A 23,878-nucleotide genomic window follows, 5' to 3' on the forward strand; every position below is an offset into this window, starting at 1 on the left:
ACGCCCGGCGGGATGACCGGCCCGGGCCCGGCCGGCCACCCGGTATAGGGTTCGGAGGACAGGACGCGAACCGCGAGGAACGGGGACGCCGCGATGCCGGTGCTCATCGACAAGGTGGCCTGGATCAGGCTGGAGGACGGCAGGGCCCTCAGCACGCGCTCCCGGGGCAAGGACGTCTACTATTTTCCCGGCGGCAAGCGCGAGGCCGGGGAGAGCGACGCGCAGACCCTGGCGCGCGAGATCACCGAGGAGCTCACCGTGACGATCCTCCCCGACACCGTCGCCCTCCTCGGCGCCTACGAAGCCCAGGCGCACGGCCACCCGGAGGGGACGGTGGTCCGCATGACCTGCTACACCGGCGACTACCACGGCACCCTCACCGCGGCGGCCGAGATCGAGGAGGTCGCCTGGCTGTCGTACGCCGACCGCGACCGGGTCTCCCCGGTGGACCGGCTCATCTTCGACGATCTGAGGGCCGCGGGCTGGCTGCTCTGACCGCTCCCTGAGCCGGGCGTACCCGGCTCAGCGGCGGTCAGTCCCGTCGCGGGATGGCAGATCCGCCTCTGTGAGCTGGCCGCGCATGAGTTCCACGGCCCGAGCCGTGGTGATCCGGCTCTGCTTCCACGCCTGCAGCACCGCGTGAGCGTAGCCGGGAGGTGCGCGGACGGATTCGAGATCGGGCTGCGGTGCCCAGCCGACCGCTTCCATCAGCTCGGCACGCGTCGGATTCCTTCGGCGCAGTGCGTGCGCCTCCTCCGCCGATGACTTCGGCCGCGACGGCCTGGCGGACAGCCAGGGACCATGACGCCCTGACGGACCGGCCCCGCGCCGAGCCGTCATGGCGTCGTGATCGATGAATCGCCGGCCTCCCCGAGAGGCGACCCGGAGGGCCCGGCCCTCAGTAGTACCCCTCGACGGGGAGGCGGGCCTCGTCGAACAAGGCCGGGCCCTCCTCGGAGAAGGAGAAGACGACCGGCACGGCGTCGGGCGACTTGAGGCTCGCGAGCTGCTCGGGGGAAAGCGCGTAGACGACGCGGCCCAGGCCGGACCGCTCGATGGCGCCCGCGCACATGCCGCACGGCCGGCAGCTGGTGTACATGGTGGTGGCGGCCGCGACGGCCCGGTCCAGCTCGCGGGCCGCCCACCTGGCCAGCTTCAGCTCGGGGTGGGCGGTGATGTCGGCGTCGGTGAGGCTCGTGTTGCGCTCCTCCACGAGGATCTCGCCGTCCGGCCCCGCCAGCAGCGACCCGAAGGGCGGGTTCCCGCCCGCTCTGGCCTCGGCGGCCAGCTCGACGGCCCTGCGGAGCAACCGCTCGTCGTCACCCGTCATGATCACTCCGTTCCCGTGTGTGCGACGGTGTTCTCCGTCGTGAGCGTCCGCCGCAGGTCGGCGACGGCCGCGAGCGCCCTCCATGCCACCTCGGGGTGGAGGGTCTCGGCGGGGTCGCCGCCGAACGGGTCCAGTACGACGGTCCCGGCGCCGAGCAGGCGCAGCCGCTCCAGGTCCTCGGCGATCTGGTCGATCGTCCCCTCCCCGGCGAGCCGGTCCGGTCCGGTGAGCGGCGTCTCGGTGAGCCGGAGGACCATGCGGGGGACCAGCGCGGGCGCGGGCCGTCCCTCCTCGGCGGCGACGGCCTTCAGCCGCTCCACCGCCTCGGTCAGCCAGGGAAGGGTGAACCGCAGCGGGTGCCAGGCGTCGCCGAGCCGTACGGCGCGGCGCATCGCGGCGGCGCTGTGCCCGCCGACCCAGAACGGTATGTGCCCGGCGCGGTAGTCGTCGTCGTCCTCCCAGGCGGCCCGGATCGCCCGCAGATGGTCGTCGGTGAGCTTCCCGCGCCGCTCGAACGGCACGCCGAGCGCCTCGAACTCCTGGCGCGCCCAGCCGGCCGCCACCCCGAGGACCAGCCGTCCCCCGCTGAGCCGGTTCAGGTTGGCGGCCATCCGGGCGACGAGCAGCGGGTGCCGGTAGGGAACGATCAGCACCGTGGTGCCGAGCCGGATCCCGTCGGTGACGCCGGCCAGCCAGGAGAGCGTGGTGAACGGCTCGTAGAAGGGGGCCGGGTACTGCTCGGCGACGTCCGGGGTCACCGCGACATGGTCGGAGACCATCAGCAGGTCGAAGCCCAGCCCTTCCACGGTCCGCGCCCAGCGGTGCAGCGTGTCCGGGTCGGTGCCGGGCCCAAAATTCGGGACATTGACTCCTATTTCCACCTGTTCGAGGCTAGTTGTCCAGGCGGTTCGTCGGGAAGGGAGTCCTTCCGGTATGACGGGAGATCTGCCGGGGATGTGACGGTATTTTGGGCGAATGGCCGAGAATCTTGACCAGACCGACTGGGCGATCCTCGCCGAGCTCCAGCGGGACGGCCGGGTTCCGCTCACCGAGCTGGCGCGGCGGGTGAGTCTCAGCGCCTCGGCGACGACCGAGCGGGTCAGGCGGCTGGAGTCGGCGGGCGTCATCACCGGCTACCGGGCCGAGGTCGATCTGGAGAAGGCCGGCTTCCCGGTGCTCGCCGTGGTGCGCCTGAAGTATCCCGGCAACCGGCACGAGCCGCTGCGCCGGCTGTTCGGGGAGCGCCCGGAGATCCTGGAGTGCCTGCGCACCACGGGCGAGGACTGCTACGTGCTGAAGGTCGCCGCGACATCCATGCCCCACCTGGAGCAGGTCGTCAACGAGCTGACGGCGTTCGGCAGCACCACCACCAACATCGTCTACAGCCGCACCCTGCCCTACCGCGGCCCCGGCGGTCCCTTCGCCGCTGATTCGTAGGACCCGGCTCCGGCGAGCCGTCCCTCATGCCCCGTCCCTCCTCCGTCCTTGCCGTGCGCGTCAAATCCGGATACCTTCATCATCCGAGTGTTGAGGAAATCTGAACTGGAGAGTGCGATGGCCGACTCCGGCCCCGACGTGAACGGCGTCCCCGAGATCGATCTCACCGATCCCGAGGTGATCCGCGACCCCTTCACCGCGTACGGCGACGCCCGGGAGCGCTCACCGCTGGCGCGGCTGCTCATCCCCGGCATGCCGATGTGGGCCGTCACCCGGCACGAGGACGCCCGCGCGCTGCTCGCCGACCCGCGGTTCGAGATCACCGAGAGCAGCTTCATGCGGCCCGACGTGCCCGCCGACTGCCTGCCGTACATGCGGACGATGAGCGAGACGGAGGGGCGGGAGCACGTGCGGCTGCGGCGGCTGGTGGCGCCCGCGTTCACCGCGCGCCGCGCCGCCGCGTTCCGGCCGCGGATCGAGCGGATCGTCGAGGGCCTGCTCGACGAGCTTCCCGCCCACGCCGAGGACGGCTCGGTGGACCTGCTGTGGCACTTCGCCCGCCCGCTGCCGATGGACGTCATCTGCGAGCTGGTCGGCATCCCCGAGGCCGACCGCCCGAGCTGGCGCGAGTACGGTGCGACCATCGCCTCCGGCGCGGGACAGGCGTTCGCCGCGGCGATCCCGGCCATCATGCGGGGCGCCGAGGCGGCGGTGGCGCGGCGGCGCGAGGAGCCCGGCGACGACCTGCTCTCCGACCTCGTCCGCGTCCGGGACGAGGACGGCGACCGGCTCAGCGAGATCGAGCTGGTCATGCTGGTCTGGCAGCTCGTGCTGTCCGGTCAGACGCCGACCAACCTCATCGCCAACGCCGTGGCGGCCCTGCTGGACCATCCGGAGCAGCTCGCCGCGCTGCGCGAGGACCCGGCGCTCACGCCGCACGCCGTCGAGGAGCTGGTCCGCTGGTGCGGCCCGACGCTGCTGACGATCCCCCGCCACGCCCGGGAGGACACCGAGCTGTACGGCGTGCCGATCGGCAAGGGGGAGCCCGTCACCGTCGCGGTCGCCGCCGCCAACCGCGATCCGCGCGTGTTCGCCGACCCGGACCGGCTCGACGTCACCCGCGTCCCCGGCACCCCGGGTACGGCGAGCCACCTGGGCTTCTCCCACGGGCCGCACTTCTGCGTCGGGGCGTCGCTGGCCCGCGTGCAGACCGAGGCCGCGCTCACCGCCCTGCTGCGCCGCCTCCCCGGCCTGACGCCGGCCGTACCCCTGGCCGGACTGCGCGCCCCCGACCCGGGCACCTGGCGCCTCACCGCCCTGCCCGTGACCGCCTGACCTCCACCCCCGGGGCCGAAGCGTTCTCATGTTGTGAGACCAAGTGGCCGGAGTCCGTCCGCGGGGTGACCGAGGTGGCCGTGACCGCGAGGAAGAGGCGGAAGTGGCGCCCTGTCATCCCCTTCTCCCGGGTCAGACCGAAAGCGTAGCGATCGACCGTGGTCTCAGCCCGTGCCCGCAGCACGCCGTCCTCGACGACCAGGGAGGTCAGCGTCAAGACGGTCGGGCGAGTCACCCCGCGGACCGTCAGTGTGCCGTGCACCCGCGCCCCGTCGGACGACGGCTCGACGCGCAGCCCGTGGTAGACGATCTCCGGATGGGCGGCGGCGTCGAGGTAGACGTCCGATCTGACCTTGTGGTCACGCGCCGCGATGCCGCTGGCGAAGCTGCCCGCGCGCACGACCGCGTCGACCGTGGAGTCCGTGGCGGGCTCGGCGATCCGCAGCTCGCCGTGGTCCAGTGCGAACGATCCGGTGACGGGCAGCAGGCCGAAGATATGCCGGGTGGCGAATCTGATCTCTGTGGCCTCGGGGTCGATGCGGTACACGCCCGGGGCGGGCGCGGCGTTCATATCCATGACGACCACGTTATGGAGCGGGGCGATTCGCCGGAAGCCGGTTGGCTGCCGCTTCGGGTGTATCTAGATACACCCCGGAACGGGCTCAAGAGGCGCTCCGTGGTCGTCTTCCTCCTTCCTCGTGCCGAGGGCGAACGCGCCGAACGTGGAGACGTGATCCGACGCGGACCTCTTGTCGCGGAGAGCCCACCCCTTGAGGTTGATCGCCTTCCGGGTGGTGTTCGTGAGCTGGGCCCACTCGCCGTTCAGGCGACTGTTCGCTCTGTTGTCCGGCGACGCCGCGAGGAACTCGGTCTCACTCAGGCCGAGCTGGCTGGGCGCGCGGGTCTCAAACAGCCTGTGGTCGCTTGTTTCGAGGCGGGTGGCACGATGCCCACCCTTCCCATGCTGGAACGCCTCGCTGAAGCCCTTGAGATGCGACTCAGCGTTCGGTTTCAACCGCTCCGCGAAGCCAGTTGACTCCTACCGGGTTCTCCTCGCCGGGTTGAATGCCGGAGACCCGCGCAGCCGGTGTTCCCCGAGTGCTGTGGGGTGCCGGTATGCCCAGGATCTCGCAGGACATCCTTGAGGATTTCCGCGGGACACGCCATGCCGGAAGGCGGCGACAAGGGGCATTGTCGGTGTGAAGCAAGGGATATAGTCTGTCGCGTGTGGTAGAACGAGACGACTACGCGGCCATCCGTGACCGGCTCGTGGCCCTAGCGCGTGCCCACGGGCTGCGCTGCGACTGGGCCGAGACGAGCAGGCGGCAGCGCTTCCTGCTGCTGTGGGACCCGGCCGGGCGCGTCGTGGCGCGCGCGATCGTCCCGCTCTACCCGGGTGAGACACCCGAACTCGTGGCGGCCCTCGAACGCGGGCTGGCCCACCTGTTCGGTGACGACTGGCTGGAGGACTGATGGCCGACGACAGCGTTGACGTTCGCGTCACCAAGAACGGCACGCTGTGGCTCGCCGCCGTGGACGGCGTCGCCGGCGGCATGTCCGCCCGCTCGCTGAAGGAGCTGCACGCCGACGTCGCCGAGGGACTGCCGTTCCTGTTCGGCGACCGCGCCGAGCCGCCGGCGCCCGTCTTCCACTACACGCTGCCCGGCCTGACCGGGGAGGACCTCAGCGCCTTCGCCGAGCTGCAGCGCCGGGCCGCCGCGATCGCCGAGAACTACAGCCGGACCGCCAGGGCGCGCGTCGAGCACCTGTCGAGCCTCGGGTTGTCCGACGCCGACATCGGCGAGCTGCTCGGCCTGACCAAGCAGCGCATCCAGCAGATCCGCACCAGCAACGCCGAGGCACGCCAGAGCGCCTGAGCTCCTGGCCGCCGGGGTGCTTCGGCAAGACCCCGGCGGCCACCTCGCCGGCCTCCGTCCACCCGGAGCCGTCCTGTGGATCCGGAACCTTCAGACCAGGTGAGGATCCGTACTACAGCAGGCCCTGGAACGGCTCAGCCGCAGTGCCTGCGGTAGTACGTGGCGCTGTTGCCGCCGATGTTTCCTTCGATGTCGATGCACTTGCCCGGAGCGGAGACGTAGACCGGGCCCGCGTACTCGTTGAAGGTCCCCGCGTCGGAGACCCACTTCAAGGTGCCCGAGCGGCGGAGTCTCACGGCCTTGTAGCCGCGCTTGGTGGGCGTGGCGTAGGTGACGGCGCAGTTCTTCTTGGTGGACCTGGAGTAGTAGAGATGGGTGCGGCCGACCGTCTTGCCCGCGAGGTTACTGATGCTGTACACGTCGATCTGGTAGTAGCCGCCGCCGCAGGGGCCGGCCGCGCTCGCCGGCGTTGCGCCGGCCACCAGGCAGGTGGAAACCATCGCGGCCCCCGCCACTGCCGCGAGCTTGGTCCGAATGTTCATGCCCTTCCTTTCACTGAGCAACACCGTCCCCACAGAACCCCGTAACGCCTGTGAAGGATGGGGAGATTGTTGCGATTCATGATCGTACAGGTGATCATGCTCCACGCTTTCGGGGGATGGGCGGGTCGCCGAGGAACGCGGACCGGACGTGGGGCTGACCCGCCTGCGCCGGATCGGGCTGATGGAGCAGGGGGAGAGCGTGGGGATGGAGGTCGCCCTGGCCGTCCGTTAGGGGACTTCACTTTTTGTGGGTTTCGGGTATTGAGGTATACGCCGTCCCTGCGGGATCATCATGTTTCCGCGCCGTGTACGGCCCGGCCGTGTGTACGCACGGCCGGGCCGTACGCATGTACGGACGTACGGCTCGCCCGGAGGGTCTCCCCGGCCGCGGTGCCCCCGCCCCGCCGTCCCCGGACGACCCCGTACGGTCGCGGCGACGCGCGGGTCAGTCCACGTCGACGTTGTCGAGGTAGGCGAGCATCGCCGTGAGGACCCGCACGCAGCCCGTCACGTCGGCGTCGGTCAGGCCCCCGCCGACCTGGCCCAGCAGGGCGTACTCGCGCGTCATCACCGCGGTGATGGCGGCCCTGCCGTCGTCCGTCAGCCGGATCAGCGAGGACCGCTGGTGGGCGGGGTTCGGGATGCTCTCGACCAGTCGCAGCGCCGCGGCGTCGTTGACCATGCGCTGCACGAACTGCCGGCTCAGCGCCTGCGCGCGGCCCATCTGCGGAACGGTCATGGGCCCGTTCCGGTGGAGCAGGTTCAGTACGGCGCGGACCCCGACGGACAGCCCCTCGATCGGCACGCCCTCCTCCACCTTGCGCTGCGCGCGCCGGTACAGGGGTCCGACGAGATCGAACACCTCGGTGAGCCGGTGGGCGAGGTCGTCGGGTCCGAGAGGGCGTTCGGTATCGGTCACCACACCATGATGACACCTTAGTTGTCATATCAGCGCAAAGATGGCACCTTGGTTGTCATGACCGTTACTTCCGACACATTCTCGTTCGCGGACGGCGAGGGCCGTCTCTCCTACCGCGAGACCGGGGCGGGGCGGCCGGTGGTGCTGCTGCACGGCGGCTTCCTGAACAGCGACATGTGGGATGACCAGCTGCCGGTTCTCGCGAAGAACCACCGGGTGATCGCACCGGACGCCCGCGGCCACGGCGGGTCCTCGAACGCGGCCGGGCCGTTCCGCCACACCGACGACCTCGCCGCGCTGCTGCGCCATCTCGACACCGGTCCCGCCGTCCTCGTCGGGGTGTCGATGGGCGGGGCCGTCGCGGTCGACACCGCGCTGGAACACCCCGAACTGGTGCGCGCCCTGGTCGTCAGCGGTGCCGGGACCAGCGAGCCGGAGTTCCGCGACCCCTGGATCGAGAGCGTCCAGGCCGAGCAGGCCCGCGCCATGGCCGCCGGTGACGTCCGCGGCTGGGTCGAGGCATTCACGCTGTTCGCGGCCGGCCCGCACCGCACGCTCGACGACGTCGACCCGAACGTCGTACGGCGGCTGCGGGAGATGACCATGCGGACCGTCACCAAGCACACCGGCGCCGAGCCCGACTGGCAGGTGCCCGTGACCGACACCTGGGCGCGGACGGCGAAGATCACCGTCCCGGTGCTGGCCGTCAGCGGCGGCCTCGATTCGAGCGACCACATCGGCATGGCCGGCCGTCTCGCGCGCACCGTCGCCGACGGCCGCGAGGCCACCGTCGACGGCACCGCGCACTACCCCAACATGGAACGCCCGGACGCCTTCAACGAGATCCTCGGCGACTTCCTGCGCGCCCTGCCCGCCTGACCGGAACCGGCGGCCTCACTTCGGTCTCCTGAGCCGGGGCGCGGACGGGTCCCCACCGGAGACGAAGGCGGTCCCCCGGGGAACGGCCGGAGGGGACCCGGCCTCCCGGATCCGGCTCTCCCAGAGCCGGTCCTTTCACCGGTGCGGGATCCGGCTCTTCCGGACCCGGTCCTTTCACCGGTGCGGGATCCGGCGCAGGGCCGTCGCGGCGTCGGTGAGGGCGTCCAGCAGGGGGACCAGCAGCGGGTGCCGCTCGGCGCCGCGCCGTACCGCGGCGAAGACCCGGCGCTCCGGGCCCGCGACCGGGCGGACCACCACGCCGGACAGATCGGCCGTGCGCAACGCCAGGCGCGGCACCATCGCCACGCCCGCCCCGGCAGCCGCCAGGGCGATCACCGCGTCGAAGTCGTCGGAGGAGTGGGCGAACTCCGGGGTGAACCCGGCGTGCTCGCAGGCCAGCGCGATCACGTCGTGGCAGGGGTTGCCGGGATAGGGGCCGATCCACGTCTCCCCGGCCAGGTCGGCCATGGCCACCTCCCGCCCCGCCGCACCTGGCGCGTCGGGATTCGTGGAATCCCAGAGCTCGCCGGACTCCCTCGGCTCTGCGGGCTCTCTGGGCTCTCCGGAACCGCGGGCGAGGGGATGGTCGCCGGGCAGCACCACGTCGAACGGCTCCGAGTAGAGCGGGATGCGCGACAGCCGGCGGTCGTCCTCGGCCGGGGCCCCGCGGTACTCGACGGCCACGGCGACGTCCACCGCGCCGTCCAGGACCATGGTGAGGCTCTGGTCGCCCTCGGCGTCGAGGACGCGGACCTGGATGCCCGGCTCCTTGCTCCGCAGCGCGCCCACCGCCGGGGCCACGACGAGACCGATCGCGGTGGCGAAGGAGGCCGCCTTCACCTCGCCCGCCGTACCGGTGGTGTAGGCGGCGATGTCGGCCTCGGCGCGCTCCAGCTGGGCGAGCACCTCGTTGGTGTGGCCGAGCAGGATGCGGCCGACGGCGGTCAGCCGCACGCCCCGGCCGTCGCGCTCCAGCAGCCGGTGCCCCACCTCGTGCTCCAGGGCGACGAGCTGCTGGGAGACCGCGGACGGCGTCAGGTGCAGGGCCGCCGCGGCGGCGGTGACCGTACGGTGGTCGGCCACGGCGCGCAGGGTCCGGAGCCGCCGGGTGTCTATCACCCGCCCATTCTCACCGAGGCCGCCCCATGGCCGGGACGTGCTCCAGGCGGCCGGGGCGCCGTCCGTTCTCCGAGGCCGCCCGTGTGCGAGGAACCCGGGCCGGGGCCCTTCGGGGCGAGGAGTTCCGGGGCGAGGAGTAAGGGACGAAAGGGCCGGGGCGAGAGGCGAGAGGGCCGGGAGTGAGAGGTTCGGGGAGGGAGGCCCAGGGTGGGAGGAAGGTCACGTCAGGAACGACGCGACCGTCGCCACGAACCGGCCGGCGTCGTCGAGCCACGGGAAGTGGCCCGCGCCCGGCTGGACGACGAGCTCGGCGTCCGGGAACAGCCCGGCGTACTCCGTCACGACGTCCGGGGGCGTGTTCGGGTCGGCCTCTCCGGCGAGCAGCAGCACCGGCGCGCCGAACGCCCCGAGTGCCGCGCGGGTGGCGGGCGGATCGAAAGCGCCCTCGGAGGCGAAGACGGCCGCTGCCTCTCCGTTCCGGTGGTCGTCCTGAGCGGCCTGGTGGGCCCGCGCCGCCGCGTCCCACCGGCCGTAGAAGAAGGGATCGATGGCCTTCCAGTCGTCGTCGGAGGCGTTGCCCGCCACGATCGACTCGAAGGCGGCGTAGGCCGCCGGGAACCAGGGCTCGTCCTCATGGAGCCGCGCGGCCTTGAGTCTGGATTCCCCGGTGACCGTGATTCCGACGGCATGGACGCTCGGGGTGATCAGAACGAGCCTGCCGACGCGTTCCGGATGCCGGGCCGCGTACAGCACCGCGAGGTTCGTGCCGGCCGAGTGCCCGAGCAGGTCGATCCGGTCCAGGCCGAGGTGCTCACGCAGGGCTTCGACGTCGTCGACGAGCCGGTCGCAGCGGTAGGAGGCGGAGTCCGCGGGCATCGCGGACCGGCCCGTCCCCCGGGGATCCACCATGATCAACCGTCGGTGCGCCGACAGGCCGCCGAGCTCACCGAGGTAGGCGGAGTCCTGCATCGGGCCGCCCGGCAGGCAGATCAGCGGCACGCCTTCCCCGAACACGTGGTAGGCGAGTTCGGTCCCGTCATGTGCGGAGAACGTCGGCATGGCGAAGATCCTGCCAGTGATGCCCCGGCCGGGACAACGGCGCCCCGCCGGTCATACCGGCGGGGCGCCGTACGGCCGGCCGGGCCGGGCGGCATCCGGTGCGCGGGCTCGGCGGACCGGCCCGACAGTGGACCGGCCCGATCAGCGGGTCAGCCCGATCAGCGGATCAGCCCGGCCAGTGGACCGGATCGATCAGCGGACCAGGCTGAAGCCGCCTCTGCTGAGGGAGATGATCTCGGGGCCGACGGTGCCCTGGTCGAGGGGGGCGCGGGTGTCGCTCGCCAGCGTGGCGACGACGTATGTCCTCCCCTTGGCGGTGCGCCCGAGGAACGTCATGTCGAAGACCCCGGCCTCGGAGCCGCCCTTGTACCAGACCTCGGGCCACGTGGCGCGGTCGAGGCCGAGCCCGGCGTCGTTGGCCGAGAGCACCTCGTCGAGGCGCTCGTCGCTCCGCTTGAGCAGCCCGGCGTAGGCGCGGCAGACGTCGCGGGGGGAGCCGAGCCACTCGATGGTGTCGAGTTCGCGGGGCTTCTCCCAGACCTTGATCTGCGACAGGGACAGGCCGGCGACGACGTCGCGGAGGTAGGCGCGGCGCCCCTGCGTGTCACGCGCGAGATAGGCGCGGGCGTGCCGGGGATAGTCGACGCCCTTCAGCAGGAACAGCTCGCGCGTGGTGATGAAGGGGAGGTTCCGCTCGGCGTGGCCGGACCACCGGCGGACCTTCTTCTCCACGGCCTTGCGGCCGACCGTCTTGAGCAGCAGGTCGGCGGCGGTGTTATCGCTGATCGAGATCATCAGCTTGGCCGCCTCGTGGACCGTGACGGTGCTGCCGTCCGGCCGGGCCCCGAGACCGTCCGCGGCGGGGATCTTCACCTCGGGCGTGACGGTGAGCTTCGTCTCCCAGCTGAGCCCGCCCGCGTGGATCCGGTCCGCCACCGCTCCCAGCACGTAGAGCTTGAAGACCGACCCCAGCGGGCGGGCGGTGTCCGCGCCGACGCCGTGGACGGTCTCGCACCGGCCCCGCCGGTCGATCTCGGCGGCGAGGAAACCGGTCCGGGGTGCGAGCTTACGGAGCCGGGCGTCGAGCTCGGCCCAGCTTCCGGGGACGGGCGGGATCGACGGCGAGATCAGCAAGCCGTCTATCTTCCCCGAGGCGTCCACGGTGAGCCGGACGTCGAACCTCCGTCCGGCGAGGGTGGCCGTACCGGTCAGGAGGTTCGGGTCGGTCCTGGTCAGCTCGTCGAGCCGGATGCCGGACATGCCCTTGAGGAACTGGTTGAAGCCGTCGGCGGTCACCTCCTTGAGGAAGCCGGCGCTCACGTGCTGCTCAAGCTCGTCCACGGTGAGCGGCACCCGGGTCGTGGCGTCCAGGAACCAGCGGAGCTGCCGTCCGGCCGGAGTGTCGGGGATCTCGGGGGCGGTGGTGGCGGTGGGGGTGGGAGCGGCCTCCGTGGAGGCGGTGGGGGCGGCCTCCACGGCGGTCTGCCGTACCGGTGCGACGGCCGTGGTGGACTGTCGTACCGGTGCGGCGACCGTGGTGGACTGCCGGGCCGGTGCGACGGCGGGCCGTGCGGTGTCCGCGGTGGGGTTCATGATGTCCGCGGCGGCCGGGAGCGTTCCGCCGAGGGCCAGGGGAACGGCCACGGCGATGGCGGCCAGGGCCGGTGCGCCGGTCGTTCGGGGGCGGAGGTTCACGGATATCTCCTTCGTCGTCCTGTGTCTGCTCGGCGGGGCCTTCTCGGCTTGTGCCTGTTCGGCGGGGTCTCCTTGACGGGCTGCTTCGAAGGCCGTGGTCCACCGCCACTTCGGCGGTGGCGGCCGGATTCTCCACGCTAGGAGGAGCGCGGCGGGCGGGGTATCCGGCGAGCCGCCGCCTTCCGGGGTGCGGCCGTCCTCCGGCGGATGTGCGGTCAACCTCATAGACGCAGGTCGCCCGGGGGGACCACACTGCTTTCTGTGCTTCCCCCGACCTCGTCCCGAGTCCTCGCCGCGTCCATGGCGGCGGTGGCGATCCTCGGCACCGCGGTCGGCACGGTGCTGGCGGGCGGAGCACCGTTCAACCAGCTGACGTTCAACGTGCTGGCGCTGCCGCTGCCCGCGCTGGGCTGGCTCGTCGCCCACCGGCGGCCGGGCAACCTCTACGGCTGGCTGCTCCTGGCCACCGCGGACTGCCTGGGCGTGGGCAATCTGGGGGTCGGGCTCCTCGTCACCGCGGACGCGGGATGGCCTGTGCCGCTGCTCGTTCTCGCCGCCCTGATGGCTTCGGTCTTCGCCCCTTTCTATGGGCTCTCCTGGGTTTTCGTCCCGCTGTTCTACCCGGACGGAAGGCTTCCTTCGCGGCGCTGGCGCGTGGGGGGCTGGATCGCCGGAGCGGCGATCGCCGTGCACTGGCTGGGGGTACTGCTGTTCCCCGACGACGCCTCCCCCCTCCTGCCGCACAACAACCCGCTCGCCCTCACCGGGCCCGCCGCGTTGGTAATGGCGGGCCTGGCCGGGCTGGGACAGCTCGTCGTCTTCGGCACGGCGCTGGTGGTGCTGGGCTCGCTCGTGGCGCGCACCCGCCGCGCCTCCGGGCCCGAGCGCCGCCGGCTCGGCTGGATGACCGCCGCGCTCGCCGTCACCCTCGGCGGGTTCCCGATAGCGGCGTTCTTCCTCCTCACGGGGTCACCGGCGGCGGCCTGGATCCCCTTCATGCCCATGCTGAGCGCGCTGCCCGCCGCGATCGGGGTGGCCGTCTTCCGGCACAACCTGCTCGACATCCGGGTGGGCGTCCGCGGATCGCGCTTCTTCCTCGTCTTCGACCTGCGGCCCACGGTGGACGAGCTGCTCTCGGAGCTGGCTCCCGATCTGGAGGAGGCGGAGCCGGGCGAGCTGCTCGGGCGGTTGGCCGAGGCCGTGCGGACCGGCCTGGACGTCCGGTGGGCGGCCGTCACGCTCGCCGACGGCACCCGGGTCGTGGCGGGTGAGGAGAAGGGCGAGCCGGAGCTGACCGTCCCCGCCGGGCAGGGGTGCATCGCCTGCGGGCCCCGGGACGGCGGTCTCACCCGCGACGACCGGCGGCTGCTGCGTGCGCTGGCCGTACCGGTCGGGCTGGCGATCCAGAGCGCGGGGCTGGCCGCCCGGCTGGTCAACGCGCAGGAGGCCGAGCGACGGCGGATCGAGCGCAACATCCACGACGGCGTGCAGCAGGAGATCGTCGCGCTCATCGCCGGACTGGAGCTGGCCAGGGCCACCGGGGCGGACACCGAGACGATGACGCTCCTGCGTGACCAGGCCAGGCAGACCCTCGACGACCTGCGGGAGCTGGCGGCGGGCATCCACCCGTCGGTGCTCAGCCAGGGCGGGCTGGCCGAGGCGCTGGAGGAGCGCTGCTCGCGCCTGCCGGTGGCCTCGAAGGTGCGTGCCGACCCGGAGTCGCGGGCGAGACGCTTTCCCGACGAGGTCGAGGGCGCGCTGTACTTCACCGTGAGCGAGGCGCTCGCCAACGCGCTCAAGCACGCGCGGGCCTCCTCCGTGGACGTACGGTTGACGCTGTCCGGCGGACGGCTGGGAGTCACGGTCTCCGACGATGGAGCGGGTTTCGACCCCGGGGCGGTCGCCCGGCGCGGGCTGATGGCCCTCGCCGACCGGCTGGCCGCGCTCGGCGGCGGTCTCGATGTGGCGAGCGCGAAGGGGGAGGGGACGACGGTGAGAGCCTGGGTGCCGGTCCATGACTGAGTCTCCGCCGACGCCGCCGGGAACGCCGAAACGGCCGCGCGTCGTCATCGCCGACGACCACTACCTGGTCCGCGAGGGCGTCCGGAGGCTGCTGGAGACGTCCGGGGAGGCGGCCGTCGCCGGGGCCGTGGGCAGCGCCGGGGAATTGCTGGACGCCGTGCGCAGGCTCCGGCCGGACGTGGTCATCACCGACATCCGCATGCCGGGCGGCCCGTTCCGGCCGGGTTTCGAGGGCATCGACGCGGCCCATCGGATCCGCGCCGACCACCCCGCGACCGGCGTCGTGGTGCTCTCCCAGTTCTCCGACGCGCTCTACGCCTTCGAAGTGTTCAAGCACGGGGCCGAGGGCTTCGCCTACCTGCTGAAGGACCGCGTCGGAGACCTGGAGGAGCTGCTCGGCGCGGTACGGGCGGTGTCCGGCGGCGGTTCGGTCATCGACCCCAAGGTCGTGGAGGCCCTGATGGCCCGCCGCGCCGTACGGGGCGACCGGGGGGAGGAGCTGACCCCGCGCGAGCGCGACGTGCTGCGCGGGATGGCCCACGGCAGGTCCAACGGCGGCATCGCCCGCGCGCTCCACCTGTCGGTCTCCGCCGTCGAGAAGAACGTCAACTCGATCTTCATGAAGCTGGGGCTGGAGAACAGCCCCGACATCCACCGGCGGGTCGCGGCGGTCCTGGCCTATCTCGGCACGTGATCGGCCCGGCCCGGGGCCGGAACCCCGAGGCCCGGCCCCGGGTGCGGACGACGGTCGACCGCAGGTGCTTCCCGAGTGCGGCGGTGGTCAGCCGCGGGCGGTTCCCGGGTGCGGGCGGCGGTCGACCGCGGGCGGTTCCCGGGTGCGGGCGGCGGTCGACCGCGGGCGGTTCCCGGGTGCGGGCGGTGGTCAGCCGCGGGCGGTTCCCGGGTGCGGGCGGTGGTCAGCCGCGGGCGGCGACGAACGCCTCGACCGCGCGGTCCACGTCCTCGGCCGAGTGGGACGCCGAGAGCTGGACCCTGATGCGGGCCTGGCCCTGCGGCACCACCGGGTAGGAGAATCCGATCACGTAGATGCCCCGCTCCAGCAGCCGTTCGGCCATCGCCGCGGCCTCGGAGGCGTCGCCGATCATCACCGGGACGATGGGGTGGTCGCCGGGCAGGATGTCGAAGCCCGCCTCAGTCATCTTCGTGCGGAACCGGGCCGTGTTGGCGCGCAGCCGGTCCCGGGCGTCGCTGTCACCGCTGATCATGTCGAGGATGCGCAGCGAGGTGGCGGTGATCACCGGGGCGAGGGAGTTGGAGAAGAGGTAGGGGCGCGAACGCTGGCGCAGCAGCGCGCAGATCTCGCGGCGGGCGGCGACGTAGCCGCCGCTGGCCCCGCCGAGCGCCTTGCCGAGGGTGCCGGTGATGATGTCCACCCGGTCCATCACGCCGTGCAGCTCGGGGGTGCCCCGGCCGCCGGGGCCGACGAAGCCGACCGCGTGGGAGTCGTCCACCATGACCATGGCGCCGTACTTCTCGGCCAGGTCGCAGATCTCCCGCAGCGGGGCGACGTAGCCGTCCATGGAGAAGACGCCGTCGGTGACGACCAGCTTGCGCCGGGCGTCGGACGCCTCCTTCAGCCGGGCCTCCAGCTCGGCCATGTCACGGTTGGCGTAGCGCAGGCGGCGGGCCTTGCACAGCCGGATGCCGTCGATGATGCTCGCGTGGTTGAGCGCGTCGGAGATCACCGCGTCGCGGTCGTCGAGCAGCGTCTCGAACACGCCGCCGTTGGCGTCGAAGCACGAGCTGTACAGGACGGTGTCCTCCTGGCCGAGGAACTCCGACAGCCGCGCCTCCAGCTCCTTGTGCACCTCCTGGGTGCCGCAGATGAAGCGGACCGACGCCATGCCGAAGCCCCAGCGGTCGAGCGCGTCCTTGGCGGCGGCGACCACCTCGGGGTGGTCGGCCAGGCCGAGGTAGTTGTTGGCGCAGAAGTTCAGCACCTCACCGCCCCCGGCGACGGCGATGCCTGAGCTCTGCGGGGTGGTGATGACCCGCTCGGGCTTGAGCAGCCCGGCGGAGGCGATCTCGTCGAGGGTCGCGCGCAGGTCGTCGCGGACGTTGTCGAACATCAGGCGGTCCAATCCAGGATGATCTTGCCGGTCTTGCCGCTGGCGGCGGTGTCGAAGGCCGCGTCGAAGTCGCGGTGGGAGAAGCGGTCGGTGATCACAGGAGAGAGGTCGAGGCCCTTCTCCAGCAGCACGGACATGGCGTACCACGTCTCGTACATCTCCCGGCCGTAGACGCCCTTGAGGGTGATCATCGAGGTCACGATGGTCGCGAAGTCGACGGAGAACTCCTCGGCGGGCAGCCCGAGCATGGCGATCTTCCCGCCGTGCGTCATGTTGGCGATCATGTCGCGGAGCGCCTGCGGGTGGCCCGACATCTCCAGGCCCACGTCGAAGCCCTCGCGCATGCCGAGCCGCCGCACGCCCTCGGCGATCGGGGTCTGGGCGACGTTCAGCGCGAGGGAGACGCCGAGCTTGCGGGCCAGTTCCAGCCGCTCGGGACTGAGGTCGGTGACGACCACGTTGCGGGCGCCCACGTGCGTCGCCACCGCCGCGGCCATCAGGCCGATCGGCCCGGCCCCGGTGATCAGGACGTCCTCGCCGACCATGGGGAACGTCAGGGCGGTGTGCACGGCGTTGCCGAACGGGTCGAAGATCGCCGCGACGTCCGGGTCGACCGGCGTGCGGTGCACCCAGACGTTGGACGCGGGAAGCGTCAGGTACTCGGCGAACGCGCCGTCGCGGTTCACGCCCAGTCCGACGGTGTTGCGGCACAGGTGGCGCCGCCCGGCCATGCAGTTGCGGCACCTGCCGCAGACCAGGTGGCCCTCGCCGCTGACGAAGTCGCCGACCGCGACGTCCTCGACCCCGGGCGCCACCTCGACGACCTCGCCGCAGAACTCGTGCCCGACGATCAGCGGGGTGCGCAGCGTCTGCCGCGCCCAGGCGTCGAAGCTCCGGATGTGCAGGTCGGTGCCGCAGATGCCGGTGCGCAGCACTCTGATCAGCACCTCGCCCGGCCCCACCTCGGGCACGGGTACGTCCATCAACCACAGTCCGGGCTCGGCCTCCGCCTTGACCAGCGCTTTCATACGGATCCCCCCTCGGTTACGACCTTACGCACTGTGCCCGGCCGGCTCCGGAGGTGTCCATCGCGCTTTTCTTAAACCCGCTCACAGCGCTGCTTCACGCTCGGAGAAGACGGGGTCTCCCTGCCCGGTGTCGCCCCGGCCATTCCCGCTCGCCGCACGTGCCCGCCGCACGCGCCCGCCGCACGCGCCCGCCGCCCGCGCCCGCCGCCCGCGCTCGCCGTGCGCGCCCCGCAGACCGCGCCGGCCACCGTACGCGCCCGCCGTACGGCACCGCCCGCCGTACGGGGCTGCGGGCCGTACGGCGGGCGGGAGCCCGGAGGGGGGAGAGGGGCGGGCGCGGGATCAGACGCCGGGGCCGGCGGGACCGGTCTGACCTCCGGTGCCGTTGGCGCCGGTCCCGTCGGTCCCCCCGCCGTCGCGGCGGACGGCGGCGGCCGGACGCTCCTCGTTCAGCCCGGCCAGCGGGTCGGCGGCGACCGGGGCGCCGGGGCCGAGCTGGCGGGGGCCGGTGTCGGCCTCGGACGCCTCCGCGACCGCCTCGGCGGCGGCCTTCTGCGCCTCGGCCATCTCCCGCTCGGCGGCCTCGTTGACGGCCGGGGCCTGCCGGGTGGCGGACGACTGCGGCAGCGCCTCGGTGAACGCCTTCGACACGCCCTGCAGGGCGGACGTCACCTCGCTGGGGATCACCCAGAACGTGTTGCTGTCGCCCTTGGCCAGCTCGGGAAGCACCTGGAGGTACTGGTAGGCCAGCAGCTTGGGGTCGGGGTCGTTGCGGTGGACCGCCTGGAAGACCTCGTCGATGGCCTGCGACTGTCCCTGGGCCTTGAGGATCGCCGCACCGCGCTCACCTTCGGCGCGCAGGATCGCGCTCTGCTTGTCACCCTCGGCGGTGAGGATCTGCGACTGCCGCTGGCCTTCGGCGGTGAGGATCGCGGCGCGCTTGTCCCGCTCGGCGCGCATCTGCTTCTCCATCGCGTCCTTGATGGTCTTGGGCGGGTCGATCGCCTTGATCTCGACCCGGTTGACCCGGATGCCCCACTTTCCGGTGGCCTCGTCCAGCACGCCGCGGAGCTGGCTGTTGATCGTGTCGCGGGAGGTCAGCGTCATCTCCAGGTCCATGGAGCCGATGACGTTGCGCAGGGTCGTCACGGTGAGCTGCTCGATCGCCTGGATGTAGTTGGCGATCTCGTAGGCGGCGGCCCGCGGGTCGGTGACCTGGAAGTACAGGACCGTGTCGATCTCGACGACCAGGTTGTCCTCAGTGATCACGGGCTGCGGGCGGAAGGAGACCACCTGCTCGCGCAGGTCGATCATCGGGTAGACGCGGTCGATGTACGGGATGACGAAGTTCAGACCCGGCTTGAGAGTGGTCTGGTATCGGCCGAGCCGTTCCACGTTGCGGGCTCTGGCCTGCGGGACGATGCGCACCGAGCGGGCCACGGTGAACACCACGAACAGGACGATGAGAAGGCCGACGAGCAACAATGGGTCCATGGTCACATCCGGGAATCTGAGTCGGTCAGAGGATCACTCTCGGGGATAGACGAGTGCGGTCGCGCCCTCGATCTCGATGACGTCCACGACCGCCCCCTGTGGGATCACCAGTGTCTCGTCGTAGGCCCTGGCCGACCACTCCTCACCGCCGATCCGCACCCGGCCGTCCCGGCCGCTCACCTCACGCAGGACGTAGGCGGTCTTACCCACGAGGGCCTGGACCCCGAACCGCTGGCTCGGGGGAAGCTGCCGGAGATGGCGTCTGGCGATCGGGCGGACTCCCAGCAGCCCCGCACCGGAGGCGGCCGCGAAGACCAGGAGCTGGAGGGCCACCGGCAGGCCGAGCCCCGCGGCGGCGGCGGTGAAGAGGGCGGCGGCGCCGAGCAGGCCGAGGACGGTGGTCAGGGTGAAGATCTCGGCGATGCCCAGCACCACCGCGAGGATCAACCAGATGGTCCACTCGTCCATACGCCAGCCCTCCTACCTGTTACAACGCCTGGGATGCCCGAGAGGTTCCTTCCTTTACGGTATGACGAGCCTTTACGGTATGACGAGACCGACGGATCGTCAGGATCGTGATCGCTGGAAAATCCCACGTGAGCGGCGATCGGGGACGTGCCGCCGGAAGGACCCGGTCCGGGCGCGAACCGGCGGGTACGGCCGTCCGGCCGGGCGGGTCGTCAGGAGTCCCTGTTGCGGGCGCGGAACGCCGCCGTCTTGACGCGGTTCTGGCAGGCGGTGCCGCAGAACCGGCGGGTGCCGTTGCGGGAGACGTCCACGTAGACCCGGTCGCAGTGCGGCGCCGTGCAGACGCCGAGACGGTCGTGGAACTCGCCTCCCAGCACGATCGCGAGGCCGGTGGCGCAGCTCGCCCCCCAGTCTCCGGCCACGGTGCCGCCGGGACCGTGGAAGTGCAGGTGCCACGGCTCACCGTCGTGCCGCTGGAGCAGCGGCCGGGCGCGGGTCTCCTCCAGCAGGGCGTTGACCTGCCGGGCCGCGGCGTCGATGTGGATCGCGCGCTGGGACCGCCAGCAGGAGGGCTACCTGCCCGACCGGGAGACCGAGTGCGCGTTCGCCGGTGAGCGCCCCGAGGACTGGCGGCAGTGGTGGGAGGCGGTCGCCGCCGACCCCGGCCTCGCCGCACTCGACGCCGCCCGGGCCACCGCGGGCGCCGGCCACCACGGCTCGGAGTCCTCCCTGCTGTCGGAGCACGCCGGCGCCCTGCGGGACGCGGGCTTCACCGAGGTCGGCACCCTCTGGCAGCGCGGCCACAACCGCCTCGTCTGCGCCGTCCGCGGCTGAACCCGCCCCATGCCCGCCGGGCGCCTGCCCGGACCTGCCGGGGGCCTACCGGGCCGGCCGGATCGTGCCCGACACCTCTCCGAGCGAGATCGCCTCGCCGCCCGGCCCGGGGGCGGTCGCGGAGATCGTGACCGTGTCGCCGTCCTCCAGGAACGAGCGGACCGAGCCGTCGGCCAGCTTGAGCGGCTCGGCGCCGTTCCAGGTCAGCTCGATGAGCGACCCCCGCTGGTCCGGCTCCGCCCCGGAGACCGTGCCGCTGGCGTACAGGTCGCCGGTGCGCAGGCTCGCGCCGTTCACGGTCATGTGGGCGAGCATCTGGTCGGGCGTCCAGTACATCTCCCGGTACGGCGGGCGGGAGACGACCTCGCCGTTCAGCCGGACCTCCAGCGTCAGGTCCAGTCCCCAGGGCCGCTCGCGGCGCAGGTAGTCCAAGGGCTCGGGGTCCTGCTCCCGCCCGGCGACCCGGGCCTCCGACAGCGCCTCCAGCGGGGTGATCCACGGCGAGATCGAGGTGGCGAAGGACTTGCCGAGGAACGGGCCCAGCGGGACGTACTCCCACGCCTGGATGTCGCGGGCGCTCCAGTCGTTGACCAGCGTCACGCCGAACACATGGTCCTCGAAGCGCCCCGCCCGCTCGCCCATGCCGGTCGGCGTTCCGACGACGAACCCGAGCTCCGCCTCGATGTCCAGCCGCGCCGAGGGACCGAACACCCCGGCGCCGCGCTGGCCGGAGGGCCGCACGACCGGGGTGCCGGACGGCACGACGGTCCCGGCGCGGCCGTGGTAGCCGACCGGCAGGTGCCGCCAGTTCGGCTTCAGCGGCTCGTCGTCCGGGCGGAAGATCCGGCCGAGGTTGGAGGCGTGCTCCAGCGAGCAGTAGAAGTCGACGTAGTCGGCCACCTCGAACGGCAGGTGCATCCGCACCTCCGCGAGCGGGACGAGGTAGGCGTTGACCGCCGGGTCGTCGCTCAGCCGGTTCTGGATCAGCGCCCGGGTCTCGCGCCAGGCGGTGACGCCGCGGGCCATGAACGCGTTGAGCGACCCGGTGGCGAACACCTCGTCGTGCAGGGCCGCGGCGAGGTCCAGCACGTGGTCGCCGTACCGCACGCCGACGCGCGGGGTCTCGCCCTCCCTCCGGGTGAAGACCCCGTAGGGCAGGTTGGAAAGGCCCCAGGACATTACGCTTTCTCCTTTTCCTTCGTCATCGGACCCGTTTCCTCGGTCGTCGGACCCGTTTCCTTCGTCATCGGACCCTTTTCGTCGTCGGATCGGCGGTCACCGTCGTCGGATCGGCGGCCGCGCCGGCCGTTCCTCCGTCGCCGGCCACCCCGGTCCCGTACCCCGTCGCGGCCGGTGACGCGCCGATGAGCCCCAGGGCGGTCAGGTCGTCGATCGGCGTGCCCGTGCTGCACGAACCGTAGGAGACCAGCAGCCGCCGGGCGCGCTCGGCGGTGCCGTCCGGTACGGCCAGCGCGAGCCGTACCAGCTCGCCCACGTCGGTCGAGGTCAGCACCGGGACCGGGTCGTGGCCCTCGGTCGCCGCGCAGACCCCGAGCACCAGGTTGAGGAAGCCGTGCCGGTCGACGCCCAGCGCCGGGTCGAAGTGGCGGACCGCGTTGTGCAGGCCCGCCGTCGCCTTGAACGGGATGCCGCGCTCGGCGCAGTGGGTGATGAAGGCGCCCATCTCCTGCGGGGTGGGGAAGGCCGCCGCCGTCGGACCGCCGCACCTGATCTTCAGCCCGACCCCGGGAGGCGGTTCGATCGGCGGCTGCGCGGCGGTGACCTCGACGAACTGCCGCGCCGGGATGTCCAGGGCGACCGGCCGGCCGCCCGGCACCTCGACCAGCTCAACGGTGAGTCCGTCGAGGCCGTCGAGTCCGTCGTGCGGCGGGACCTCCGGGACGTCCAGGATCAGCCCGAGCCGGATCGGCTCCGTCGCCGGTTCCGCCCGCTCGGCCTGGTCCGTACGCCCGGTTCCGCCCGCCGGGGAGCCCGCGGCGGGGAACCCCGCCCCCTCCAGGTGGGCGCGCAGCTCGGCGAGGCGGCTCGCCGGGCACAGGAACCGGTGGGTGAGCACCGGACTGCCCGCGGCCAGGTCGTCGCGGTGCCGCCGGAGCGCGTCGGCCATCGGCAGCGCCGTGGGCGGGAACAGTCCCGCGTCGTCGACGAGGTCCGCGAAGAGCCTCATCGCGCCCAGGTCCACGCGTAGGCCGGGTCCTCGACCGACAGGGCGGCCGGGCCCAGGTCGAGGGGACGGAAGGTGTCGACCATCACGGCCAGCTCGCTGGTCCGGGTGTGGCCCTGCCGTACGGCCTCGATGACGGCCTCGACGGCGCCCGGCTGCGGGCCGTGGGTGAACCCGGCCGGATGCAGCGAGATCGAGCCGACGTCGATGCCCGAGCCGCGGCGCGCGGTGTAGTCGCCGCCCGCGTAGAACATCAGCTCGTCGGAGTCGACGTTGTGGTGGTTGTAGGGGATCGGGACGGCCTCGGGGTGGAAGTCCAGCGGCCGCGGGCAGAACGAGCAGATCACGAAGTTCGGGCCCTCGAACGTCTGGTGCACCGGCGGCGGGGCGTGGATGCCCTTCACGATGGGCTCGAAGTCGTTGATGTTGAACGCGTACGGGTACAGGCAGCCGTCCCAGCCGACCACGTCGAACGGGTGGTTGCGGTAGACCAGCCGGGTCAGCCCGCCGCGGGTGCGGACCAGCACCGGCACCTCCTCACCCTCGACGATCAGAGGCTCCCGCGGGCCGCGCAGGTCGCGCTCGCAGTAGGGGGCGTGCTCCAGGAACTGCCCGTGCTTCGACAGGTAGCGCTTGGGCGGCCGGATGTGCCCGGCGGCCTCGATGGTGAAGGCCGTGACCCGGCCCTCGGGGACCCAGCGGTGGATGGTCCCGGTGGGGATGACGACGTAGTCGCCCTCGCCCGCCTCGATGACGCCGTAGGTCGACTCGAACCGGACCCGGCCGCTCGCGATGTAGACGCACTCGTCGCCCATGGAGTTGCGGTACAGCTCGCTGGGCGTCTCGGTCGCGACGTACGACATGCGGACGTCGGCGTTGCCGGCCAGCAGCCCGCGCCCGGTCACCAGGTCGCCGCCCACCGGGAGGTCCTGGGTGCGGAAGTGCCGGGGCGACAGCGGCAGGTTGGGCGCGAGCGCCGTCGCCGCCGTGGGCTCGACCGCCTCGGACTTGAGGATCGCCGTGGGCAGGTGGCGGTGGTAGAGCAGGGACGAGTCGCTGGAGAAGCCCTCCTCGCCCATCAGCTCCTCGGCGTACAGTCCGCCGTCGGGCCGCCGGAACTGCACGTGTCGCTTGCGGGGAACCTCTCCCACCATGCGGTAGTACGGCATGCGCCTCTCCGAGCCTGCAGAGGGTGACACAGAATGTCCGTTTATCGGACACTGCTGTCCTTTATACGTACAACCTTCCGTCACCCGGCCGGGCCCTGTCAAACATCCCCGCCGCACCCGGGGATCCCCGCCCGGCCGGGGTGTCACCGGTCCTCCCTCACGGGAGCCGGCCGTCTCACCGTGGTCGGCGGCACGGCACGGCACGGCACGGGCGAGGCGCTCGATCGTGGGTGGTGGCCCCCGGCGGGGGAGGCCGGTGCCGTAAGGACGTGTTCCCCAAGTTTCCGGACCCGTCGCGCCGCCGGGTGCGGACGGGAACGCGCCGCGTCCCATCGT

The 23,878-nt window shown here is 72.2% G+C and carries 26 protein-coding genes; 10 read left to right on the plus strand and 16 right to left on the minus strand.

Annotated features, from left to right (window positions below):
• The first annotated feature begins 93 nt into the window (after positions 1 to 93).
• Positions 94 to 495: an NUDIX domain-containing protein gene (locus AB0D67_RS08545; RefSeq protein ID WP_362931408.1), complete on the plus strand. Its 402-nt coding sequence runs from the start codon at positions 94 to 96 to the stop codon at positions 493 to 495.
• Positions 496 to 898: 403 nt separating this feature from the next.
• Here AB0D67_RS08545 and AB0D67_RS08550 read toward each other — a convergent pair whose 3' ends face one another.
• Together AB0D67_RS08550 and AB0D67_RS08555 are read right to left on the minus strand one after the other, a co-directional pair.
• Positions 899 to 1,330, minus strand: a complete 432-nt coding sequence (locus AB0D67_RS08550) for a nucleoside deaminase (protein ID WP_362931409.1) — start codon at positions 1,328 to 1,330, stop codon at positions 899 to 901.
• A 2-nt stretch (positions 1,331 to 1,332) separates the two neighbouring features.
• Positions 1,333 to 2,211, minus strand: a complete 879-nt coding sequence (locus tag AB0D67_RS08555; protein WP_362931411.1) for an LLM class flavin-dependent oxidoreductase — start codon at positions 2,209 to 2,211, stop codon at positions 1,333 to 1,335.
• A 94-nt stretch (positions 2,212 to 2,305) separates the two neighbouring features.
• Here AB0D67_RS08555 and AB0D67_RS08560 point away from each other — a divergent pair, with 94 nt between their 5' ends.
• Complete coding sequence (locus AB0D67_RS08560) at positions 2,306 to 2,767, plus strand: Lrp/AsnC family transcriptional regulator (protein ID WP_362931413.1); 462 nt, start codon at positions 2,306 to 2,308, stop codon at positions 2,765 to 2,767.
• A 90-nt stretch (positions 2,768 to 2,857) separates the two neighbouring features.
• Entirely contained in the window at positions 2,858 to 4,102 is a 1,245-nt protein-coding gene (locus AB0D67_RS08565; protein ID WP_362931415.1) for a cytochrome P450, read from the plus strand.
• On the opposite strand, the gene AB0D67_RS08570 is transcribed toward AB0D67_RS08565, so the two are convergent.
• Positions 4,077 to 4,679 (minus strand): YceI family protein, encoded by a 603-nt coding sequence (locus AB0D67_RS08570; protein ID WP_362931417.1) that lies wholly within the window; start codon positions 4,677 to 4,679, stop codon positions 4,077 to 4,079. The genes AB0D67_RS08565 and AB0D67_RS08570 overlap by 26 nt on opposite strands.
• Positions 4,680 to 4,691: 12 nt before the next feature.
• Here AB0D67_RS08570 and AB0D67_RS08575 point away from each other — a divergent pair, with 12 nt between their 5' ends.
• The 3 genes from AB0D67_RS08575 (at position 4,692) to AB0D67_RS08585 (ending at position 5,979) form a co-directional block, all read left to right on the plus strand.
• The gene (locus AB0D67_RS08575) at positions 4,692 to 5,138 is read left to right on the plus strand and encodes a helix-turn-helix transcriptional regulator (protein ID WP_362931419.1); all 447 of its coding nucleotides are present in this window, start codon (positions 4,692 to 4,694) and stop codon (positions 5,136 to 5,138) included.
• 191 nt (positions 5,139 to 5,329) lie between these two features.
• Complete coding sequence (locus tag AB0D67_RS08580) at positions 5,330 to 5,575, plus strand: hypothetical protein (RefSeq protein WP_362931421.1); 246 nt, start codon at positions 5,330 to 5,332, stop codon at positions 5,573 to 5,575.
• Entirely contained in the window at positions 5,575 to 5,979 is a 405-nt protein-coding gene (locus AB0D67_RS08585) for a hypothetical protein (protein ID WP_362931423.1), read from the plus strand. The genes AB0D67_RS08580 and AB0D67_RS08585 overlap by 1 nt, the downstream gene beginning before the upstream one ends.
• Before the next feature lie 134 nt (positions 5,980 to 6,113).
• Here the strand turns inward: AB0D67_RS08585 and AB0D67_RS08590 are convergent, their stop codons facing one another.
• Both AB0D67_RS08590 and AB0D67_RS08595 read right to left on the minus strand, forming a co-directional pair.
• Positions 6,114 to 6,521, minus strand: coding sequence for a spore-associated protein A (locus AB0D67_RS08590; protein ID WP_362931424.1), 408 nt, complete (start codon positions 6,519 to 6,521; stop codon positions 6,114 to 6,116).
• Between the two features lie 445 nt (positions 6,522 to 6,966).
• Positions 6,967 to 7,440 carry a MarR family transcriptional regulator gene (locus tag AB0D67_RS08595; RefSeq protein WP_362931426.1) on the minus strand — a complete coding sequence of 158 codons (474 nt, stop codon included), beginning with the start codon at positions 7,438 to 7,440 and terminating at the stop codon, positions 6,967 to 6,969.
• Positions 7,441 to 7,497: 57 nt separating this feature from the next.
• On the opposite strand from AB0D67_RS08595, the gene AB0D67_RS08600 reads away from it, so the two are divergent.
• Positions 7,498 to 8,319, plus strand: coding sequence for an alpha/beta hydrolase (locus tag AB0D67_RS08600; RefSeq protein WP_362931428.1), 822 nt, complete (start codon positions 7,498 to 7,500; stop codon positions 8,317 to 8,319).
• Between the two features lie 174 nt (positions 8,320 to 8,493).
• Here the strand turns inward: AB0D67_RS08600 and AB0D67_RS08605 are convergent, their stop codons facing one another.
• From AB0D67_RS08605 to AB0D67_RS08615, 3 genes are all read right to left on the minus strand, one after another.
• Complete coding sequence (locus tag AB0D67_RS08605) at positions 8,494 to 9,498, minus strand: LysR family transcriptional regulator (RefSeq protein ID WP_362931430.1); 1,005 nt, start codon at positions 9,496 to 9,498, stop codon at positions 8,494 to 8,496.
• A gap of 219 nt (positions 9,499 to 9,717) precedes the next feature.
• On the minus strand, positions 9,718 to 10,557 hold the full coding sequence (locus AB0D67_RS08610; RefSeq protein WP_362931432.1) for an alpha/beta hydrolase: 840 nt from the start codon (positions 10,555 to 10,557) through the stop codon (positions 9,718 to 9,720).
• Positions 10,558 to 10,749: 192 nt separating this feature from the next.
• The gene (locus AB0D67_RS08615) at positions 10,750 to 12,252 is read right to left on the minus strand and encodes a serine hydrolase (RefSeq protein ID WP_362931434.1); all 1,503 of its coding nucleotides are present in this window, start codon (positions 12,250 to 12,252) and stop codon (positions 10,750 to 10,752) included.
• Positions 12,253 to 12,513: 261 nt separating this feature from the next.
• On the opposite strand from AB0D67_RS08615, the gene AB0D67_RS08620 reads away from it, so the two are divergent.
• Both AB0D67_RS08620 and AB0D67_RS08625 read left to right on the plus strand, forming a co-directional pair.
• Positions 12,514 to 14,274 carry an ATP-binding protein gene (locus AB0D67_RS08620; RefSeq protein ID WP_362931436.1) on the plus strand — a complete coding sequence of 587 codons (1,761 nt, stop codon included), beginning with the start codon at positions 12,514 to 12,516 and terminating at the stop codon, positions 14,272 to 14,274.
• Entirely contained in the window at positions 14,267 to 14,968 is a 702-nt protein-coding gene (locus AB0D67_RS08625) for a response regulator transcription factor (protein WP_362931438.1), read from the plus strand. The genes AB0D67_RS08620 and AB0D67_RS08625 overlap by 8 nt, the downstream gene beginning before the upstream one ends.
• Before the next feature lie 223 nt (positions 14,969 to 15,191).
• On the opposite strand, the gene AB0D67_RS08630 is transcribed toward AB0D67_RS08625, so the two are convergent.
• The 5 genes from AB0D67_RS08630 to AB0D67_RS08650 form a co-directional block, all read right to left on the minus strand.
• Positions 15,192 to 16,364, minus strand: coding sequence for a glycine C-acetyltransferase (locus tag AB0D67_RS08630; RefSeq protein WP_362931687.1), 1,173 nt, complete (start codon positions 16,362 to 16,364; stop codon positions 15,192 to 15,194).
• On the minus strand, positions 16,364 to 17,392 hold the full coding sequence (gene tdh / locus AB0D67_RS08635; protein ID WP_362931440.1) for an L-threonine 3-dehydrogenase: 1,029 nt from the start codon (positions 17,390 to 17,392) through the stop codon (positions 16,364 to 16,366). The genes AB0D67_RS08630 and tdh overlap by 1 nt, the downstream gene beginning before the upstream one ends.
• Before the next feature lie 342 nt (positions 17,393 to 17,734).
• Complete coding sequence (locus tag AB0D67_RS08640) at positions 17,735 to 18,886, minus strand: SPFH domain-containing protein (RefSeq protein ID WP_362931442.1); 1,152 nt, start codon at positions 18,884 to 18,886, stop codon at positions 17,735 to 17,737.
• 33 nt (positions 18,887 to 18,919) lie between these two features.
• On the minus strand, positions 18,920 to 19,354 hold the full coding sequence (locus tag AB0D67_RS08645; protein ID WP_362931444.1) for an NfeD family protein: 435 nt from the start codon (positions 19,352 to 19,354) through the stop codon (positions 18,920 to 18,922).
• Between the two features lie 212 nt (positions 19,355 to 19,566).
• Complete coding sequence (locus AB0D67_RS08650; protein ID WP_362931446.1) at positions 19,567 to 19,776, minus strand: CGNR zinc finger domain-containing protein; 210 nt, start codon at positions 19,774 to 19,776, stop codon at positions 19,567 to 19,569.
• 1 nt (position 19,777) lies between these two features.
• On the opposite strand from AB0D67_RS08650, the gene AB0D67_RS08655 reads away from it, so the two are divergent.
• Positions 19,778 to 20,188: a hypothetical protein gene (locus AB0D67_RS08655; RefSeq protein ID WP_362931448.1), complete on the plus strand. Its 411-nt coding sequence runs from the start codon at positions 19,778 to 19,780 to the stop codon at positions 20,186 to 20,188.
• Between the two features lie 45 nt (positions 20,189 to 20,233).
• On the opposite strand, the gene fahA is transcribed toward AB0D67_RS08655, so the two are convergent.
• The 3 genes from fahA to AB0D67_RS08670 form a co-directional block, all read right to left on the minus strand.
• A complete protein-coding gene (gene fahA, locus AB0D67_RS08660; protein WP_362931450.1) occupies positions 20,234 to 21,367 on the minus strand; it encodes a fumarylacetoacetase in 1,134 nt (377 codons plus the stop codon).
• 64 nt (positions 21,368 to 21,431) lie between these two features.
• Complete coding sequence (locus tag AB0D67_RS08665) at positions 21,432 to 22,376, minus strand: hypothetical protein (protein WP_362931452.1); 945 nt, start codon at positions 22,374 to 22,376, stop codon at positions 21,432 to 21,434.
• Positions 22,373 to 23,542, minus strand: coding sequence for a homogentisate 1,2-dioxygenase domain-containing protein (locus AB0D67_RS08670; protein WP_362931454.1), 1,170 nt, complete (start codon positions 23,540 to 23,542; stop codon positions 22,373 to 22,375). Before AB0D67_RS08670 ends, AB0D67_RS08665 begins: the two co-directional genes overlap by 4 nt.
• Positions 23,543 to 23,878: the final 336 nt, after the last annotated feature.

Origin of the sequence: Streptosporangium sp. NPDC048047 (genome assembly GCF_040653115.1) — a bacterium.
Taxonomy (GTDB): domain Bacteria; phylum Actinomycetota; class Actinomycetes; order Streptosporangiales; family Streptosporangiaceae; genus Streptosporangium.

Bases quoted from the DNA above. Each gene is read 5' to 3' on its own strand.
- AB0D67_RS08670 (WP_362931454.1), bottom strand. From the start codon at position 23,542: ATGCCGTACTACCGCATGGTGGGAGAGGTTCCCCGCAAGCGACACGTG.
- AB0D67_RS08545 (WP_362931408.1), top strand. From the start codon at position 94: ATGCCGGTGCTCATCGACAAGGTGGCCTGGATCAGGCTGGAGGACGGC.
- AB0D67_RS08590 (WP_362931424.1), bottom strand. From the start codon at position 6,521: ATGAACATTCGGACCAAGCTCGCGGCAGTGGCGGGGGCCGCGATGGTT.
- AB0D67_RS08630 (WP_362931687.1), bottom strand. From the start codon at position 16,364: ATGTTCGACAACGTCCGCGACGACCTGCGCGCGACCCTCGACGAGATC.
- tdh (WP_362931440.1), bottom strand. From the start codon at position 17,392: ATGAAAGCGCTGGTCAAGGCGGAGGCCGAGCCCGGACTGTGGTTGATG.
- AB0D67_RS08570 (WP_362931417.1), bottom strand. From the start codon at position 4,679: ATGGATATGAACGCCGCGCCCGCCCCGGGCGTGTACCGCATCGACCCC.
- AB0D67_RS08665 (WP_362931452.1), bottom strand. From the start codon at position 22,376: ATGAGGCTCTTCGCGGACCTCGTCGACGACGCGGGACTGTTCCCGCCC.
- AB0D67_RS08575 (WP_362931419.1), top strand. From the start codon at position 4,692: ATGGAGCGGGGCGATTCGCCGGAAGCCGGTTGGCTGCCGCTTCGGGTG.
- AB0D67_RS08560 (WP_362931413.1), top strand. From the start codon at position 2,306: ATGGCCGAGAATCTTGACCAGACCGACTGGGCGATCCTCGCCGAGCTC.
- AB0D67_RS08610 (WP_362931432.1), bottom strand. From the start codon at position 10,557: ATGCCGACGTTCTCCGCACATGACGGGACCGAACTCGCCTACCACGTG.
- AB0D67_RS08640 (WP_362931442.1), bottom strand. From the start codon at position 18,886: ATGGACCCATTGTTGCTCGTCGGCCTTCTCATCGTCCTGTTCGTGGTG.
- AB0D67_RS08600 (WP_362931428.1), top strand. From the start codon at position 7,498: ATGACCGTTACTTCCGACACATTCTCGTTCGCGGACGGCGAGGGCCGT.
- fahA (WP_362931450.1), bottom strand. From the start codon at position 21,367: ATGTCCTGGGGCCTTTCCAACCTGCCCTACGGGGTCTTCACCCGGAGG.
- AB0D67_RS08550 (WP_362931409.1), bottom strand. From the start codon at position 1,330: ATGACGGGTGACGACGAGCGGTTGCTCCGCAGGGCCGTCGAGCTGGCC.
- AB0D67_RS08625 (WP_362931438.1), top strand. From the start codon at position 14,267: ATGACTGAGTCTCCGCCGACGCCGCCGGGAACGCCGAAACGGCCGCGC.
- AB0D67_RS08645 (WP_362931444.1), bottom strand. From the start codon at position 19,354: ATGGACGAGTGGACCATCTGGTTGATCCTCGCGGTGGTGCTGGGCATC.
- AB0D67_RS08585 (WP_362931423.1), top strand. From the start codon at position 5,575: ATGGCCGACGACAGCGTTGACGTTCGCGTCACCAAGAACGGCACGCTG.